Origin of the sequence: Streptococcus cristatus (genome assembly GCF_019685515.1) — a bacterium.
Taxonomy (GTDB): Bacteria; Bacillota; Bacilli; order Lactobacillales; family Streptococcaceae; genus Streptococcus.
In genome coordinates this window covers 1,660,953-1,676,151 of record NZ_JABFFN010000001.1, presented here as the reverse complement: position 1 = coordinate 1,676,151, position 15,199 = coordinate 1,660,953, and the positions used below count along the sequence as shown (strand labels likewise).

Annotated in this window: 16 protein-coding genes; 12 read left to right on the top strand and 4 right to left on the bottom strand. The window is 42.0% G+C overall.

What is annotated here, in order from left to right; all coding sequences use genetic code 11:
• Window positions 1-79 precede the first annotated feature (79 nt).
• Both folK and FOA33_RS08120 read left to right on the top strand, forming a co-directional pair.
• Window positions 80-901, top strand: coding sequence for a 2-amino-4-hydroxy-6-hydroxymethyldihydropteridine diphosphokinase (folK, locus tag FOA33_RS08125; RefSeq protein ID WP_221161233.1), 822 nt, complete (start codon window positions 80-82; stop codon window positions 899-901).
• Window positions 894-2,177, top strand: a complete 1,284-nt coding sequence (locus FOA33_RS08120) for a DUF308 domain-containing protein (protein WP_221161232.1) — start codon at window positions 894-896, stop codon at window positions 2,175-2,177. The genes folK and FOA33_RS08120 overlap by 8 nt, the downstream gene beginning before the upstream one ends.
• 50 nt (window positions 2,178-2,227) lie before the next feature.
• On the opposite strand, the gene FOA33_RS08115 is transcribed toward FOA33_RS08120, so the two are convergent.
• Window positions 2,228-2,545 carry a DUF960 domain-containing protein gene (locus tag FOA33_RS08115; protein WP_000886045.1) on the bottom strand — a complete coding sequence of 106 codons (318 nt, stop codon included), beginning with the start codon at window positions 2,543-2,545 and terminating at the stop codon, window positions 2,228-2,230.
• 203 nt (window positions 2,546-2,748) lie between these two features.
• Between FOA33_RS08115 and ccpA the strand changes: the two genes are divergently transcribed.
• Window positions 2,749-3,759 carry a catabolite control protein A gene (gene ccpA / locus FOA33_RS08110; protein WP_213988845.1) on the top strand — a complete coding sequence of 337 codons (1,011 nt, stop codon included), beginning with the start codon at window positions 2,749-2,751 and terminating at the stop codon, window positions 3,757-3,759.
• Window positions 3,760-3,812: 53 nt separating this feature from the next.
• Here ccpA and FOA33_RS08105 read toward each other — a convergent pair whose 3' ends face one another.
• Complete coding sequence (locus tag FOA33_RS08105; RefSeq protein ID WP_221161231.1) at window positions 3,813-4,775, bottom strand: asparaginase; 963 nt, start codon at window positions 4,773-4,775, stop codon at window positions 3,813-3,815.
• Window positions 4,776-4,840: 65 nt separating this feature from the next.
• Here FOA33_RS08105 and FOA33_RS08100 point away from each other — a divergent pair, with 65 nt between their 5' ends.
• Window positions 4,841-6,235 (top strand): Cof-type HAD-IIB family hydrolase, encoded by a 1,395-nt coding sequence (locus FOA33_RS08100; protein ID WP_221161230.1) that lies wholly within the window; start codon window positions 4,841-4,843, stop codon window positions 6,233-6,235.
• A 33-nt stretch (window positions 6,236-6,268) separates the two neighbouring features.
• Here the strand turns inward: FOA33_RS08100 and FOA33_RS08095 are convergent, their stop codons facing one another.
• A complete protein-coding gene (locus FOA33_RS08095) occupies window positions 6,269-6,721 on the bottom strand; it encodes a universal stress protein (RefSeq protein WP_000079164.1) in 453 nt (150 codons plus the stop codon).
• 246 nt (window positions 6,722-6,967) lie between these two features.
• On the opposite strand from FOA33_RS08095, the gene FOA33_RS08090 reads away from it, so the two are divergent.
• Window positions 6,968-8,182, top strand: a complete 1,215-nt coding sequence (locus tag FOA33_RS08090; protein WP_221161229.1) for a pyridoxal phosphate-dependent aminotransferase — start codon at window positions 6,968-6,970, stop codon at window positions 8,180-8,182.
• Window positions 8,183-8,326: 144 nt separating this feature from the next.
• Window positions 8,327-8,461, top strand: a complete 135-nt coding sequence (gene rpmH / locus FOA33_RS08085) for a 50S ribosomal protein L34 (protein WP_000831902.1) — start codon at window positions 8,327-8,329, stop codon at window positions 8,459-8,461.
• 181 nt (window positions 8,462-8,642) lie between these two features.
• Here rpmH and FOA33_RS08080 read toward each other — a convergent pair whose 3' ends face one another.
• Window positions 8,643-10,487 carry an APC family permease gene (locus FOA33_RS08080; protein WP_221161228.1) on the bottom strand — a complete coding sequence of 615 codons (1,845 nt, stop codon included), beginning with the start codon at window positions 10,485-10,487 and terminating at the stop codon, window positions 8,643-8,645.
• 151 nt (window positions 10,488-10,638) lie between these two features.
• Here FOA33_RS08080 and FOA33_RS08075 point away from each other — a divergent pair, with 151 nt between their 5' ends.
• From FOA33_RS08075 to rsmA, 6 genes are all read left to right on the top strand, one after another.
• Window positions 10,639-11,412, top strand: coding sequence for a TatD family hydrolase (locus FOA33_RS08075; RefSeq protein WP_221161227.1), 774 nt, complete (start codon window positions 10,639-10,641; stop codon window positions 11,410-11,412).
• Window positions 11,412-11,975 carry a ribonuclease M5 gene (rnmV, locus tag FOA33_RS08070; RefSeq protein ID WP_221161226.1) on the top strand — a complete coding sequence of 188 codons (564 nt, stop codon included), beginning with the start codon at window positions 11,412-11,414 and terminating at the stop codon, window positions 11,973-11,975. The genes FOA33_RS08075 and rnmV overlap by 1 nt, the downstream gene beginning before the upstream one ends.
• Before the next feature lie 11 nt (window positions 11,976-11,986).
• The gene (locus FOA33_RS08065) at window positions 11,987-12,838 is read left to right on the top strand and encodes an SDR family NAD(P)-dependent oxidoreductase (protein ID WP_221161225.1); all 852 of its coding nucleotides are present in this window, start codon (window positions 11,987-11,989) and stop codon (window positions 12,836-12,838) included.
• 227 nt (window positions 12,839-13,065) lie between these two features.
• Window positions 13,066-13,401, top strand: a complete 336-nt coding sequence (locus tag FOA33_RS08060; protein ID WP_221161224.1) for a hypothetical protein — start codon at window positions 13,066-13,068, stop codon at window positions 13,399-13,401.
• Between the two features lie 191 nt (window positions 13,402-13,592).
• Window positions 13,593-14,306, top strand: coding sequence for a hypothetical protein (locus FOA33_RS08055; protein ID WP_000013638.1), 714 nt, complete (start codon window positions 13,593-13,595; stop codon window positions 14,304-14,306).
• 19 nt (window positions 14,307-14,325) lie between these two features.
• Window positions 14,326-15,198 (top strand): 16S rRNA (adenine(1518)-N(6)/adenine(1519)-N(6))-dimethyltransferase RsmA, encoded by an 873-nt coding sequence (rsmA, locus tag FOA33_RS08050; protein ID WP_221161223.1) that lies wholly within the window; start codon window positions 14,326-14,328, stop codon window positions 15,196-15,198.
• Window position 15,199: the final 1 nt, after the last annotated feature.

Below are 15,199 nucleotides of genomic sequence, written 5' to 3'. Positions count from 1 at the left end.
GCTTCCTAGTTTGCACTTTGATTTTCATTGAGTATAAAAAGAATCCGCTTTGGGCGGATTTTTCTAGAAAGGACAAGTTATGGATCAACTGCAGATTAAAGATTTGGAAATTTTTGCCTATCATGGTCTTTTTCCTAGTGAGAAAGAATTAGGGCAGAAGTTTGTTATTTCCGCAAGCTTATCCTATGATATGACCAAGGCGGCTACAGACTTGGATTTGACAGCTTCTGTCCATTACGGAAAACTGTGTCAGCAGTGGACGACTTGGTTTCAGGAAAGCACTGAGGATTTGATTGAAACGGTAGCCTACAAACTAGTAGAGCGTACCTTTGAGACCTATCCTCTTGTTCAAGAGATTGAGTTGGAACTAAAAAAACCTTGGGCTCCAGTGCATTTACCGTTGGATACCTGCTCGGTGACCATTCGCCGTCGCAAACAACGGGCCTTTATCGCCCTAGGAAGTAATATGGGAGATAAGCAAGCAAACTTGGAAAAAGCCATTGACAACCTGCGAGCTCGTGGCATCCATATTCTCAAAGAGTCCAGTGTCTTGGCGACAGAGCCTTGGGGTGGTGTTGAGCAAGATAGCTTTGCCAATCAGGTGATTGAAGTAGAAACCTGGCTACCAGCACCAGTCTTGTTAGAAACATTATTAGCTATCGAGTCAGAAATGGGGCGGGTGAGAGAAGTGCATTGGGGGCCTCGCTTGATCGATTTGGACTTGCTCTTTATGGAGGACCAGATAATTTATACAGACGAGCTCATCTTGCCTCATCCTTATATAGCAGAACGCCTCTTTGTTCTTGAGCCGTTAGTGGAAATAGCTCCCCATTTTATCCATCCGATCCTAAAGCAACCAATTCGTTACTTGGTTGACCAGTTGGAGCAAGGAAATGCCTAAACTTTCCGAGACCTATAGTAAGTGGAAGAGTATCGGGGAGGGACTACTTGCTATTGTTCTAGGGCTTCTCTTGATTCGTTTTGGGCAAGTTATTCCGAGGATGGGGTACCAGTTGCTGATGGGCTACTTTTCCTTGTCAGCAGTTTGGCACTTGTTGACTCGCTGGTTTCAGGATAAAAAACGTCGGGAAAACATCTTTGTAACCTTGGCCAAGCTGGTGGTCGCGGCTCTCGTGTTTGACTCTATCATCTTGCAAGACCTTGCCCTCTATCTCCTAGTCTTTGTCATTGCGAGCTACCAGCTGTTTACGGGTGGTATTAGTCTTGTGACCTGGTCTCTCTATCGAAAAAATGCTGTTCATCCTCGACTTCACCATCTCTTCGATGCTGTATGGATGACAGGATTTGGGCTTTATAGCATCTCTCCTTTTCACGATGCAGCGAATTTTGAATTGCTCTTGCTTGGGTTTTACTTGCTCATGTTAGGGGCTAGTAGCCTTCGGGACGGTTTCTTTTTTGAAAAGATAGAAAACAATCCCAAGCTGAAGCGGCGTATGCGAATGACCTTGCCGATCTTTGTGACGGCTCTGATCCCTATCAGTACCTTGCGAAAACTAAATGAGTGGCTGTCAAATCATGAAAGCCAAGAAGGGGAAGTTCATTCGGAAAGAAAGAACGACCAGACGGTCGATCTGGAAATTTTTATTCATACCTCAGAAACCTCTTTCTTCCTCGCCATGGGACATGTGGATATTTGTTATCAAGGGAAGGTTATTTCCTATGGTTCCTATGATCCCCACTCGGAGCGTTTATTCGGCATGGTTGGAGACGGTGTTTTGTTTAAGGCCAATCGGGAAAAATACATTGAGCTTTGTAAGAGGGAAAGTCAGAAGACCTTGTTTGCTTATGGTCTGAGTTTGACGGATCAACAGAAAGCAGCTATCCAAGCGCGTTTAGCGGAGATAGAAGACCTGTTAATTCCTTGGGAACCAAGCTCGCAGTTGATGAAAAGAAGAGAGGGCGAGGTTAAGCATACCTATTCCTACCAACTGAAACAGGAAGCAGATGCGACCCTCTATAAATTCAGCTCATCCGAGTTTAAGACCTACTTTGTTCTCAGTACCAATTGTGTCTTGCTGGCAGACTCTATCGTAGGAAAAGCTGGGACTGATATATTGAGTCCCCAAGGTTTCATTGTGCCAGGGACTTATCAGGATTACCTTGATTTAGAGTATACAAAACCAAACGGTCTAGTTGTCAGTCGATCCATTTATTAGAAAAAGAAAACTCTAGTTCCTCAGTAGTTTGCGCCGAGAAGCTAGAGTTTTTAAAATAGGTCATTTTCTTCTGGAAGGAGGATGGTTTCTCTACCGTCTAGGTCTAAAACAAGGACCCTAGGAGGATAAAGCGGATCAAAAGGATGATTGAAATCAAAATCAATACTAGTCGGAAGGTGCTGACTAGAAAAATGGAAGGTGATGGTCCCCTTATTGTTGAGCAGTTGAAACTCAAGTTCTTCTTCTAATTCAAAGACATTTTTCAGGAAATGATCAATAATATACCATAAAGAGTCAATGACGTCGTCAGGCAGGCTGGTCACAACACCAAAACTCGCGGAACGTCTCTGTGTATTTGTAAAAGCCATGTTTTCCTCCCCCTTTATTTTCCTTATCATACAGCAAAATGTCTTAAAAATCAAGAAATCCTACTTGCTTTTTCAAAATGGGAATAAACTGTGAAATTTTTTCAAAGTTTCTCTAAAAAATACTTGAAAGTGTTTACAATAAGTGATAAAATGGAGTAAGTAGATGCGTGAAAGCGAAATTTTCATTATAGAAAGGAAACGGAATGAACACAGATGATACAGTAACGATTTATGACGTCGCCCGTGAAGCAGGAGTTTCAATGGCAACAGTTAGCCGTGTCGTTAATGGCAACAAGAATGTTAAAGAGAACACTCGAAAAAAAGTCCTAGAAGTGATTGATCGCTTGGACTATCGTCCAAATGCGGTAGCACGTGGTTTGGCTAGCAAGAAAACAACGACAGTAGGAGTTGTGATTCCTAACATTACCAATGGTTATTTCTCAACGCTTGCTAAGGGAATTGACGACATTGCTGAAATGTACAAGTATAACATTGTCCTAGCAAATAGTGATGAGGATGATGAAAAGGAAGTTTCAGTGGTTAACACTCTCTTTTCAAAACAAGTCGATGGGATTATCTTTATGGGCTATCACTTGACTGAAAAGATTCGTTCAGAGTTTTCTCGTTCACGGACACCGGTTGTTCTTGCTGGTACTGTGGATGTAGAACATCAACTTCCAAGTGTAAATATCGACTACAAACAAGCAACGATTGATGCTGTGAGCTATCTTCTCAAAGAAAATGAGAAAATTGCTTTTGTGAGTGGACCACTCGTCGATGATATCAATGGCAAGGTTCGTTTGATCGGTTACAAGGAAGCCTTGAAAAAAGCTGGACATTCTTATAGCGAGGGTTTGGTCTTTGAATCAAAATACAACTATGACGATGGCTATGTCTTGGCAGAACGCTTGATTTCATCACAAGCTACAGCCGCAGTTGTAACAGGTGATGAATTGGCAGCGGGTGTGTTGAATGGTTTGGCTGACCATGGTGTATCTGTGCCAGAAGAGTTTGAAATCATCACGACAGATGACTCTCAGATTGCACGATTCACTCGTCCAAACTTGACGACTATTGCCCAACCTCTTTATGACTTAGGTGCTATCAGCATGCGTATGTTGACTAAGATTATGCATAAGGAAGAGTTGGAAGAACGTGAAGTTCTCCTACCTCATGGTTTGACAGAACGTCGCTCTACACGAAAACGTAAATAGAAAAAATCAGGGAATCGTGAAGATTTCCTGATTTTGCGTTCTAGAGAAGAGGATTAGCCTTCCATATAGTCTTTTAAGGCCTGTCCTTTTAATCCAGCATTAAGGGCAATTAATAATTTGAGGCGAGCTTTTTGAGCGTTGAGTTCTTTGACAAAGAAAACACCAGCTCGTTGTAACTGTACCCCTCCACCTTGGTAGGCGTAGACAGGTTCAGCAATACCATTAAAACAACGTGAGACCAAGGCGACTGGGATTCCTTTTTGCAGGAGATTTTCCAATTTTTGAGCTGTTTCTTTGGGAATATTGCCTGCTCCAAAGGCCTGAATGACTAAGCCATCCAGCTGTTCCAAGTCCAACATATCGATCAGCTCGTCTGTCATACCTGCATAGGCTGAGATGATGGGAACTAGACCTTGAATATGCTCGAGATCAAACCGGACACGAGGTTCAGCCGTTTTAAAGTAGAGGATTTCTTGCTTCATGATAAGGCCAAGTGGTCCATGTGTTGGGGTTTGAAAGGTGCTGACGTTGGTCGTATGAGTTTTGGTAACATACTTGGCTGCGTGGATCTCGTCGTTCATGACGACCAGTACACCCTTGTCGGCTGCTTTGTCATCGCTGGCAACTCGCAAAGCGCTCAGATAGTTATACACACCGTCGCTACCAAGTTCATTAGAACTACGCATGGCCCCTGTTAGAACGATGGGGATGGGCGGAATTTTCATGGTATCAAGGAAGTAAGCTGTTTCTTCTAAGGTATCTGTACCGTGTGTGATGACAACACCATCGTAGTTATCAGCCTCCTCTTTAATCTTATGATAGAGTGCAAGCATATGCTTGGGTTTGATATGAGGGCTTGGCAGATTAAAAAAGTCTAGGGCATGAACCTCAATCCCTTCAAGTGGATTGGAAACATGGTTCATGGGATTGTCCTGACTAGTTACAACGGCACCAGTTGCGTCTGCTTGCATGGAAATAGTCCCACCTGTATGCAAAACAAGGATTTTCTTAGGCATGATTTACTCACTCTTTCTGAAATGTGGTATAATCATTGTAACACAAAAGGGGAGAATGGGATAGGATGGAAGTCAAAGCTGTTTTTTTTGATATCGATGGAACGCTAGTCAACGATCGCAAGAGTGTTTTGAAATCCACTAAGGACGCGATTAAGATTGTTAAAGAGCAAGGGGTGCTTGTTGGAGTAGCGACAGGACGAGGACCGTTTTTTGTCAAGGAATTGATGGAAGACTTGGACTTAGACTTTGCGGTGACCTACAATGGCCAATACATTTTTAATAAAGAAAAGGTACTCTTTGCAAGTCCGATTGCTAAGTCAAGCCTGCGTCAACTGATTGCTTATGCTAAAAAGGAGCGTAAAGAAATCGCTCTTGGAACCGAGCATGCCGTTGTTGGTTCGAAGATTATGTCATTTGGTCTCGGATCCTTTTCCCAACTGGTTAGTCGTTTTATCCCGACAGTGCTGACAAGAACCGTCAGCCGTTCTTTTAATCGAATGGTCAGCAAGGTAGTTCCTCAAAAAGAAGAAGACCTACTTAACTTGATTAACCAACCCATTTATCAAGTTTTGATGCTGATGACGCCAGAAGAGTCTGAGAAGGCAGCAGCTGATTTTCAAGACTTGAAATTGACTCGAAGCAATCCTTTTGCCGCAGATATCATTAACCAAGGAAATTCCAAACTAGAAGGCATTCGCCGAGTCGGGAAAGAATATGGCTTTGCTCTCAACCAAGTCATGGCCTTCGGTGATTCAGATAATGACCTGGAAATGTTAGCAGGTGTCGGTATGTCAGTCGCTATGGGAAATGGCAGTAGCAGTGCCAAAGAGGTTGCTAAACACATTACAGCAAGCAATCAACAAGATGGCATCCACAAGGCGCTTGAGCACTTTGGCGTTTTAGCTTCAGAAAAAGTGTTTGTCAGTCGGGACTACCACTTTAATAAAGTCAAGACCTTCCACCACATGATGGATGAACGAACTCAAGAAGAGCCACAGGCATGGGATGCTGAAGGTGCAACCCACCGCGCAGACTTTAAAATTGAAGAATTAGTAGAGTTTGTCCGTGCGGCAAGTTCTTCGGAGGAAGAATTCCAAAACTCCCTTGCAAGCATGCATGAGGCACTTGATAAGGCAGCAGAGAAAGTGGCAAAAAAGACGCCTGCTAAGCAAAATCTGGTCGGTCAAGTGGATGCTTTGATCGACACACTGTATTTTACATACGGTAGTTTTGTTTTGATGGGAGTGGATCCAGAACGCATTTTTGATATTGTTCATGAAGCAAATATGGGAAAGGTCTTCCCTGATGGAAAAGCTCATTTTGACCCGGTTACGCACAAAATTTTAAAACCAGACGATTGGGAAGAAAAATATGCTCCAGAACCTGCCATTAAACAGGAGCTACAACGTCAGCTCAAGGCTTATGAGCGACATAAAGAAAGAAATAGAAATAATAAGTAACAAAAAGGAGCCTCAGGCTCCTTTTCTTACTATTTACAATGTTTTTTCACTTTCCCTCACGACCAGCAAATCGACTTTTGCATGGCGGAGAATATATTCAGATGAAGAACCGACTAAGAGGCGTTCAAAGGCATTGAGACCTGTAGCACCAACTAAAATCAAGTCAACATTTTCTGCATCCGGAATCGTCCGAGCGAGGAGAGTTTTGGGATTTCCCATTTCGATGACGATGTGGATATCCGTTAAACCAGCATCTTTTGCACGCTTTTCATACTCTTTCATCATACTTTCAGCATCGGCTTGGAGTTCTTCGTAAACTTCAGCATCAAAGGTAGATACGCTTTGAAGAGCGCGTGTGTCAATAACATGGACAATGGTGAGCTTGGATTCATTGCGTAGAGCAGTGTAAACACCTTTGACGAAAGCCAAGTCCGCTTCTTTAGAACCATCAATTGCGACCATAACATTTTGGTAACGTTGTGCCATAATGAAACCTCCTGAAATTTTCTTACTTTTATTGTAACCCTTTTCACTAAGGAAGTAAAGTAAAAATCATATTTTAAACCATATTGTTGGTCATAGACTTAGTGCGTATATAGAAATAAAAGAAAAGAGAATTGGTGAGGATTCTCTTTGTCAATGTTTTTTCTTTTGCTTCCTCGTTTATGGAAGCTTGTCGCAGCGACTTTCTAGTGGTATAATGTTACTATCCTGACGAATTGAGGAAAAAAGATGAAAGAATTTAACAAATCTAGCAAGCTAGAGCATGTTGCTTATGATATCCGTGGTCCTGTTTTAGAAGAAGCCATGCGTATGCGAGCAAATGGAGAAAAGATTTTACGCCTGAATACAGGGAATCCAGCAGAATTTGGCTTTACAGCGCCAGATGAGGTCATTCATGACTTGATTATGAATGCGCGTGATAGTGAGGGATATTCTGATTCCAAAGGGATTTTTTCAGCCCGTAAGGCTATCATGCAGTATTGCCAACTGAAGAAATTCCCAAATGTGGATATTGATGATATTTACCTTGGAAATGGTGTCAGTGAGCTGATTGTCATGTCCATGCAGGGGCTTTTGGACAATGGAGATGAGGTCTTGGTACCTATGCCAGACTATCCTCTCTGGACAGCGGCTGTCAGCCTAGCTGGGGGAAATGCCGTTCACTATATCTGTGATGAGGCTGCAGAATGGTACCCTGATATTGACGATATCAAGTCAAAAATTACTTCTAATACCAAGGCTATTATTCTCATCAATCCAAATAATCCGACAGGAGCCCTTTATCCCAAGGAACTCTTGTTAGAGATTATCGAGATTGCACGTCAAAACGACTTAATTATCTTTGCGGATGAAATCTACGATCGTATGGTCATGGATGGTCATGAGCATGTCTCAGTAGCTAGTCTGGCTCCAGATGTCTTCTGTGTCAGCATGAATGGTCTTTCAAAATCTCACCGTATCGCTGGTTTCCGTATAGGATGGATGGTCTTATCTGGACCTAAGACACATGTCAAGGGCTATATTGAAGGTCTTAATATGCTGTCTAACATGCGCCTTTGCTCTAACGTTTTGGCTCAGCAAGTCGTACAAACCTCGCTAGGTGGGCATCAGTCGGTGGACGAATTGCTCCTTCCTGGTGGACGGATCTACGAGCAAAGAAACTTCATTTACAATGCCATCCAAGATATCCCAGGTTTGTCTGCGGTCAAGCCGAAGGCGGGACTTTATATCTTCCCTAAAATTGACCGCAATATGTATCGCATCGATGATGATGAACAGTTTGTCCTCAATTTCTTGAAGCAAGAGAAGGTTCTATTGGTTCATGGTCGCGGTTTTAACTGGCAAGAACCAGACCATTTCCGTATCGTTTACCTCCCTCGTGTGGATGAATTAGCACAAATCCAAGAAAAGATGACTCGTTTCTTGAAACATTATCGTAGATAGGGCTTACATGAGAAAAAGCTGGAAACATTTGCCTAGAGCTATTGACAAAAGTATCAGAATCAGATAGAATAGTAAAGTATGTTTAGTAACTGATCACTTTATAGCCGGCTAAACGAATACAAAATCTATGAGGAGGTATTCATCGTGAAACGTACTTATCAACCAAGTAAAATTCGTCGTGCGCGCAAACACGGATTCCGTAACCGTATGTCAACTAAAAACGGTCGTCGCGTATTGGCAGCTCGTCGTCGTAAAGGACGCAAAGTTTTGGCTGCATAATCCAAACAAATTCAGCAAAGAAGTCAGTAGGAACTCGAGTCTACTGGCTTTTCTTTTTATCTTAAAGGGTGCATTGCCCACGAAATCGGTCATTTCAGATGGAATTCATGGAATGCTCATTTAAAAGGTCACATACAAAAAACTCAAAACCAGATATAAGTTACTGATTTTGAGTTTTTGTTTATTCTTTTAAGTGATAAGAGTAGCTAGCGACAACGACGTCTTCGTGCCATCTGAGAGCGTATTTTAGTTTAAGGCTCATTTGATTGTGCAGGATATTTTGCCAAGGCTTGTTAGGGATAAACTGCGGTACAAGAACTGTAACGGTGTAGTTTTTTTGCTTAGCTTCTTGGGCGATTCGTTTGACATACTTGACGCTAGGGGTGATGATATCGCGGTAGCTGGTATTGATATTCTTCAGAGTGATACTTGGGAAGTAATCGGCAAATTCCTGGAGGATTTCTTGGTCTTTTTCGGCCGTTTCTTTAGTAGAAATGTGCATGGCTAACACTTCGTCACCGATACTTTGAGCGTAGTTAATGGCTCCGACACTTACTCGAGTAACATTTCCTACTAGGACAAGGACAAGGTTGCCGTCATAAGTGCGCTTTTCAATTCCTTCGTAGAGTCGCAGCTGTTTTGCCACTTTTTGGTAATGGTTGTGAATGGACAAAAAGAGGAAGGTTAAAACTAGGATAATTGGGAAGAATGGCCAAATATCTCCCAGCCTGAAGAGGAGTAAAATGAGGACGATAGCATAACAAATGATGGCCCCAAGGATATTTGCAAAGGCAGGTTTTAAAAAGTTTGCTCCTTTTTCCTTTTTCCAATGACGAATCATCCCAGTCTGAGAAAGGGCAAAGGGAACGAAGACCCCAATAGTATAAAGAGGAATCAAGCGTTCAGTATTCCCGTTAAAAATGAGAAGAAGGATCATAGCCCCAAAAGCCAGAGTTAAGATACCGTTGGAGTAGCCAAGGCGATCCCCTTTTTCCATAAAGAGATGAGGCATGTACTTGTTTTTGGCCATATTATAGGACAGCATAGGGAAGGCTGAAAAGCCAGTATTTGCAGCTACAGCTAGAATCAAGGCAGTTGAGAACTGGAAGAGATAGTAGCTAGCATGACCAAAGAATGAATCACCAAGAATGCCCTTGGCCATTTGCGAGAGGATGGTTTCTCCGTGTTGAGGCGTGATACCCATCCAGTAGTTTAGGAAGGTAATGCCTGCAAAAAGAAATCCTAAAATCAGCGACATGATGGTCAAAGTCTGAGCAGCATTCTTTTCTTTCGGAGTTTTAAAAAATGGTACCGCATTTGAAATAGCTTCAACCCCTGTCAGAGAGGCAGAGCCACTGGTAAAGGCTCTCAATAGGAGAACGATGGAAAGGCTCGGAACGGTTTGCCCAATGGTTGAAGTCGCCTGATAGTTTAGGGAACCTGTAAATAGTTGAAAGAACCCATAAAGTAAGAGAAAGACGGTACTGAAGATAAAGAGGTAGACGGGAATCATCAGAGAGCTGGCAGATTCTTTCAATCCTCTTAAATTCAAGAGCATGAGCAGGCAGACTAGGAAAATAGAGATATGAAGATTGTAGGGATGGAGGGCAGGTATGGCTGCTGTAATAGCATCAGCTCCAGAAGCAACGGATACGGCTACTGTCAGCATATAGTCAACAAGGAGACTACCTCCTGCAATCAAGCCCAGTTCAGGGGAGAGATTTTCCCGAGTGACCATATAAGCCCCTCCACCTTGAGGATAGGCATGAATGATTTGACGATAGGAAATGGTCAAACTAGCGAGCAGTAAGAGGACAAAAATACCGATAGGGAGGCTCCACCAAATAGCGAGAGGAGAGAGACTGACTAAAACGAGAATGACTTGTTCAGGTCCATAGGCAATAGAAGACAGGGCATCACTGGATAACATTGCAAGTGCCTGCATTTTTCCTAATAAGCCCCCTTCGCCGTCTGTGAGAGACTTGAGTGGTCGACCGATAAAGGTATATTTTAATTTTCTAAACATTTTCTTTTCCTTTGTTAAAAATTTCAATAAGTGTTATTATACTGCTTTGAAAAAAGGCAGTCAAGGGAGAACGATTAATATTAGAATATTTTTACGAGCCGAGGGATGCTATTTTTGGTATAATAGAGGGAAGAAAACGAGGTTAGAAGAGATGATTTTTGATACACACACACATTTAAATGTAGAGGAATTTGCAGGACGTGAGGCCGAAGAAATCTCCTTGGCTTCTGAGATGGGTGTGACGCGGATGAACATTGTTGGTTTTGACAAGCCAACTATTGAACGTGCCCTAGAGTTGGTAGATGAGTATGAGCAACTCTACGCGACTATTGGCTGGCATCCGACGGAGGCAGGGACTTACACAGATGAGGTCGAAGCTTACTTGCTTGAAAAACTAAAACATCACAAGGTTGTTGCTTTAGGTGAGATTGGTCTGGACTACCATTGGATGACAGCACCTAAGGAAGTGCAGGAGCAGGTTTTTCGTCGTCAGATTCAGTTGTCTAAGGACTTGGATTTGCCTTTTGTGGTCCATACCCGGGATGCGCTGGAAGATACCTATGAGATTATTAAGAGCGAGGGCGTTGGTCCTCGTGGTGGGATTATGCATTCGTTTTCAGGCTCTCTTGAGTGGGCAGAAAAGTTTGTCGAGCTTGGTATGACTATTTCCTTCTCAGGAGTGGTGACCTTTAAAAAAGCTACGGATGTCCAAAAAGCTGCTAGAGAGCTTCCTTTAGACAAGATTTTGGTAGAGACGGATGCGCCCTACCTGGCTCCTGTTCCTAAACGTGGCCGTGAAAACAAAACAGCCTATACTCGCTATGTGGTGGACTTTATTGCCGACTTGCGTGGGATGACGACTGAGGAGTTAGCCGCAGTAACGACTGCAAATGCAGAGCGTATCTTTGGATTGGACAGCAAGTGATGAAAGAAAAAATTTCCCAAGTCATCGTGGTCGAAGGGCGTGATGACACGGCCAATCTCAAACGTTACTTTGACGTGGAAACCTATGAGACACGAGGTTCCGCAATAAATGACCATGATATAGAACGCATTCAGCGCCTGCATGAATTGCATGGAGTCATTGTCTTTACAGATCCAGATTTTAATGGGGAGCGGATTCGGCGTATGATTATGACGGCCGTTCCAACGGTGCAGCATGCCTTTCTCAAGCGAGATGAGGCTGTTCCCAAATCCAAGTCCAAGGGACGGTCTCTGGGAATCGAACACGCCAGCTATGAAGATCTAAAAACAGCGCTGGCTCAGGTGACAGAGCAATTTGAAAACGAGAACGAGTTTGACATCGGTCGTGGTGACTTGATTCGCCTAGGTTTCCTAGCGGGAGCAGACAGTCGTAGGCGCAGAGAGTACCTGGGTGAACAGCTCCGTATCGGTTATTCCAACGGTAAGCAACTTCTCAAGCGTTTAGAGTTGTTTGGCGTAACCTTGGCAGAAGTGGAAGAAGCTATGACAAAATATTCAGTTTAAAGGAGTAAAAAATGGAAAAAGTAATTATTACCGGTGGTAACAGTGGTATTGGCTATCAAGCTGCAAGGCAGTTAGCTGAGAAAGGGTGGTCAGTGACCCTATTTTGTAGGCGGCAAGAGGCTGCCGAGCAAGCTTGTGAGGAAATTCGTCAGCAGACAGGAAATCCACATGTAGATTATATCTTGGCTGATTTATCTGATATGAAGAGTGTCAGGAAAGCAGCGGAACAGTATATTCAAAAAGAAGACGTTCTAGACGTTCTAATTAACAATGCAGCTGACTTTGATTTATCAGTCAAAAAGCCCATCATGACTAAGGATGGATTAGAAAAACAATTTGCGACCAATGTTGTTGCGCCCTTCCTGCTTTCTTTCCTGTTGAAAGGTTTGTTGGAAAAGTCAGAGAGTGGACGGATTATTAATATTTCTTCCCAGGGGCTAGTGCTTTATCCCTTCATGAAACTTGATTTTGAAAATTTAGCTGGTCAAAAATATTACAGTCCTGCTAAGACTTATTATCAGAATAAATTAGCCTTGTTGATGCTGTCGCTTTATATGCGGAAACATTGGAAAGATATTAAAATTCAGGCAATTCGTGTGACCAATGTCAAAGTAGATATGCGCCGCTACAATCACCTCAGTACTTTTATGAAAAATTTGTATAAAATCAAGTCAAGATTTTCGATTAGTCCTGAAGAAATGGCGAAAGTCTACACAGCCTTATCTACAGAAGACGGATATGACGGTTTTTTGTATGACGAGAAATGTAGGGAAGTAAAGGCAAATAGATCTGCTTACGAAGAAGAGGAGCAAGCAAGACTTTATTCCTTACTTGAGCAATTGACTTTTTCAAACGATGAATGATAAAGATTTTAAAAAATAGAACAGATTTTACAAGTTGTTTCAATAGTGAGTGAAAATTCCGTATATGGAGTTGTTTGATGTGTTCCTAATGAAAATGGAAGAAGCCAGGATAAGTTAAGGGATGTTAAATAGTTCCTCGTATATATGACGATGTATTATAGTTGATTTATTTCTAGGGCTATTTATTTTGATAGCGTTCAAATAGAAACTTATAAGGAAAGAGTGAAATGAAAATCCGAGTTGATAGAGAGTCTGTATGTATTGGGGATGATGTACTGCCTCATGAGACGGAATTTGAGATTTCTGAAGATATGACGGTGAAAGAATTTTTTGACTTTCTAGAAAGGAAATGTTATTTGCCGTCTGTTCAAGGAAATAATGTGGCCTGGGAACTCCGTAATCGAAATGGGGAACAAGGTGTTTATTTCACCAAAACACGAGAGATTATCCATCCAGATGCGGTCTTAAAAGAGATGTTGGAAGGAATCACTGAGATTCCCTTATTTGTTTTGCTCTATCATTATACCCCGGAAGCATACTATATTAGAAAAGAGAATGAATGAGAATTGCAGATGATGTCCTGACCGAGGTTGAACTGGTCATGTATTGTTATCGTCCCTTGGTGCTTTTATGAAACATCTTTTTAAATGAAGTCTAGGTTTTCGATTGGGTATGAAAAATTGGAAACTTTATAGTTTTATCTACATCCTACTTGAACCACTAACCTTTTTCAAAGATTGTGAAAGGAAATGATATGGCAAATAGAAGTTATATTTACTTAAAAAACGGAGATGAAGCCCGTATTCTAACAGAGGGAATTTACACAATACCCTATTTTTGGCAATTGTTTTGGGATGAAGAAGATTTAAAAGCTCCTATTGCTCTCTGGGAAACAGCAGAAAAACTCGAAGAAGATGAAGAGGAAGCAGAAAAGTTTTACCAAGAGCAGAATGTAGATATCTTACTTTCTATTGAAAAATTCCAGCGGAATGCCCTCAAAAACCGATCTTTTTTAGAAGAGAATGCCCCGCAATCCGTGCAACTATATGATGACTTTGTCCGTTATATTCTTGCAAATGTCAAAGACGGGGATGTGCTCGGATTTGATCTTTTAGATGTTGTTTTTATGGACCAAGTGTCTGTTGTTTCTGATAAACTGTTAAAAAATATACGAGCTATTCGGGAAAATCAACCCAAAGATTTAGATTTTTCTGTGACAGAAAAGAACTTAATTGGTCTTGCTATGGGTTTTCCTGATTATTATGCTTCAGAATTATTACCAGAAGACAATATTCTAGATTCGGTTGCCTATCAGGATGAACTGAAGAAAATGAACCCCCAAGAAGATAAGAAAGTGCTAGATACGACTGGAGCTGATTCAAAAGGGAACAAGTCTCGTGTTCTTTTAGTGTTTTGGATTTTGTTGGCACTAGTAATTATGTGGGTTTTATATATTATTTTTAGCTAATAAATAGAAAAGAGAATAAATGAGAATTGCAGATTATAGCGTGACCAAGGCAGTGCTGGAGCGTCACGGTTTTACTTTTAAAAAGTCCTTCGGGCAAAATTTCCTGACGGATACCAATATCCTTCAAAAAATCGTGGATACAGCTGAAATTGATGATCAGGTTAACGTTATCGAAATCGGGCCAGGGATTGGTGCCTTGACAGAATTTTTGGCTGAGCGTGCAGCTCAAGTCATGGCATTTGAGATCGACCACCGTTTGGTGCCAATTTTAGCAGATACTTTACATGATTTTGACAATGTAACAGTAGTCAACGAGGACATTCTCAAAGTTGACTTGGCGCAGCATATCAAGAATTTCAAAAATCCTGAATTGCCGATTAAGGTAGTTGCCAATTTGCCCTACTATATCACAACGCCTATTCTCATGCATTTAATCGAGAGTGGCATTCCTTTTAGTGAGTTTGTCGTCATGATGCAAAAAGAAGTGGCGGATCGCATCTCAGCACAGCCCAATACCAAAGCTTACGGTAGTTTGTCGATTGCTGTTCAATATTACATGACAGCCAAGGTTGCCTTCATCGTGCCTCGTACGGTCTTTGTGCCAGCCCCAAATGTGGACTCAGCCATTTTAAAAATGGTGCGCCGTCCAGAGCCTGCTGTAGCAGTAAAAGATGAGAACTTTTTCTTTAAGGTTTCCAAGGCTAGCTTCACTCATCGTCGCAAGACCTTATGGAATAACTTAACAGGCTACTTTGGGAAAACTGATGAAGTCAAGGATAAGCTGACCAAGGCTTTGGACCAGGCAGGCTTATCTCCATCTGTGCGTGGGGAAGCTCTCAGCTTAGCAGAATTTGCTAGCCTTTCAGATGCACTTAAAGGACAAGGACTCTAAG

Excerpts from the sequence above, each read along its gene's own strand:
- FOA33_RS08105 (WP_221161231.1), bottom strand. The coding sequence starts at position 4,775 with ATGCCTAAGAAAATCCTTGTTTTGCATACAGGTGGGACTATTTCCATG.
- FOA33_RS08120 (WP_221161232.1), top strand. The coding sequence starts at position 894 with ATGCCTAAACTTTCCGAGACCTATAGTAAGTGGAAGAGTATCGGGGAG.
- FOA33_RS08075 (WP_221161227.1), top strand. The coding sequence starts at position 10,639 with ATGATTTTTGATACACACACACATTTAAATGTAGAGGAATTTGCAGGA.
- FOA33_RS08080 (WP_221161228.1), bottom strand. The coding sequence starts at position 10,487 with ATGTTTAGAAAATTAAAATATACCTTTATCGGTCGACCACTCAAGTCT.
- FOA33_RS08115 (WP_000886045.1), bottom strand. The coding sequence starts at position 2,545 with ATGGCTTTTACAAATACACAGAGACGTTCCGCGAGTTTTGGTGTTGTG.
- rnmV (WP_221161226.1), top strand. The coding sequence starts at position 11,412 with ATGAAAGAAAAAATTTCCCAAGTCATCGTGGTCGAAGGGCGTGATGAC.
- FOA33_RS08100 (WP_221161230.1), top strand. The coding sequence starts at position 4,841 with ATGGAAGTCAAAGCTGTTTTTTTTGATATCGATGGAACGCTAGTCAAC.
- FOA33_RS08090 (WP_221161229.1), top strand. The coding sequence starts at position 6,968 with ATGAAAGAATTTAACAAATCTAGCAAGCTAGAGCATGTTGCTTATGAT.
- rsmA (WP_221161223.1), top strand. The coding sequence starts at position 14,326 with ATGAGAATTGCAGATTATAGCGTGACCAAGGCAGTGCTGGAGCGTCAC.
- folK (WP_221161233.1), top strand. The coding sequence starts at position 80 with ATGGATCAACTGCAGATTAAAGATTTGGAAATTTTTGCCTATCATGGT.
- FOA33_RS08065 (WP_221161225.1), top strand. The coding sequence starts at position 11,987 with ATGGAAAAAGTAATTATTACCGGTGGTAACAGTGGTATTGGCTATCAA.
- ccpA (WP_213988845.1), top strand. The coding sequence starts at position 2,749 with ATGAACACAGATGATACAGTAACGATTTATGACGTCGCCCGTGAAGCA.
- FOA33_RS08055 (WP_000013638.1), top strand. The coding sequence starts at position 13,593 with ATGGCAAATAGAAGTTATATTTACTTAAAAAACGGAGATGAAGCCCGT.
- FOA33_RS08095 (WP_000079164.1), bottom strand. The coding sequence starts at position 6,721 with ATGGCACAACGTTACCAAAATGTTATGGTCGCAATTGATGGTTCTAAA.
- FOA33_RS08060 (WP_221161224.1), top strand. The coding sequence starts at position 13,066 with ATGAAAATCCGAGTTGATAGAGAGTCTGTATGTATTGGGGATGATGTA.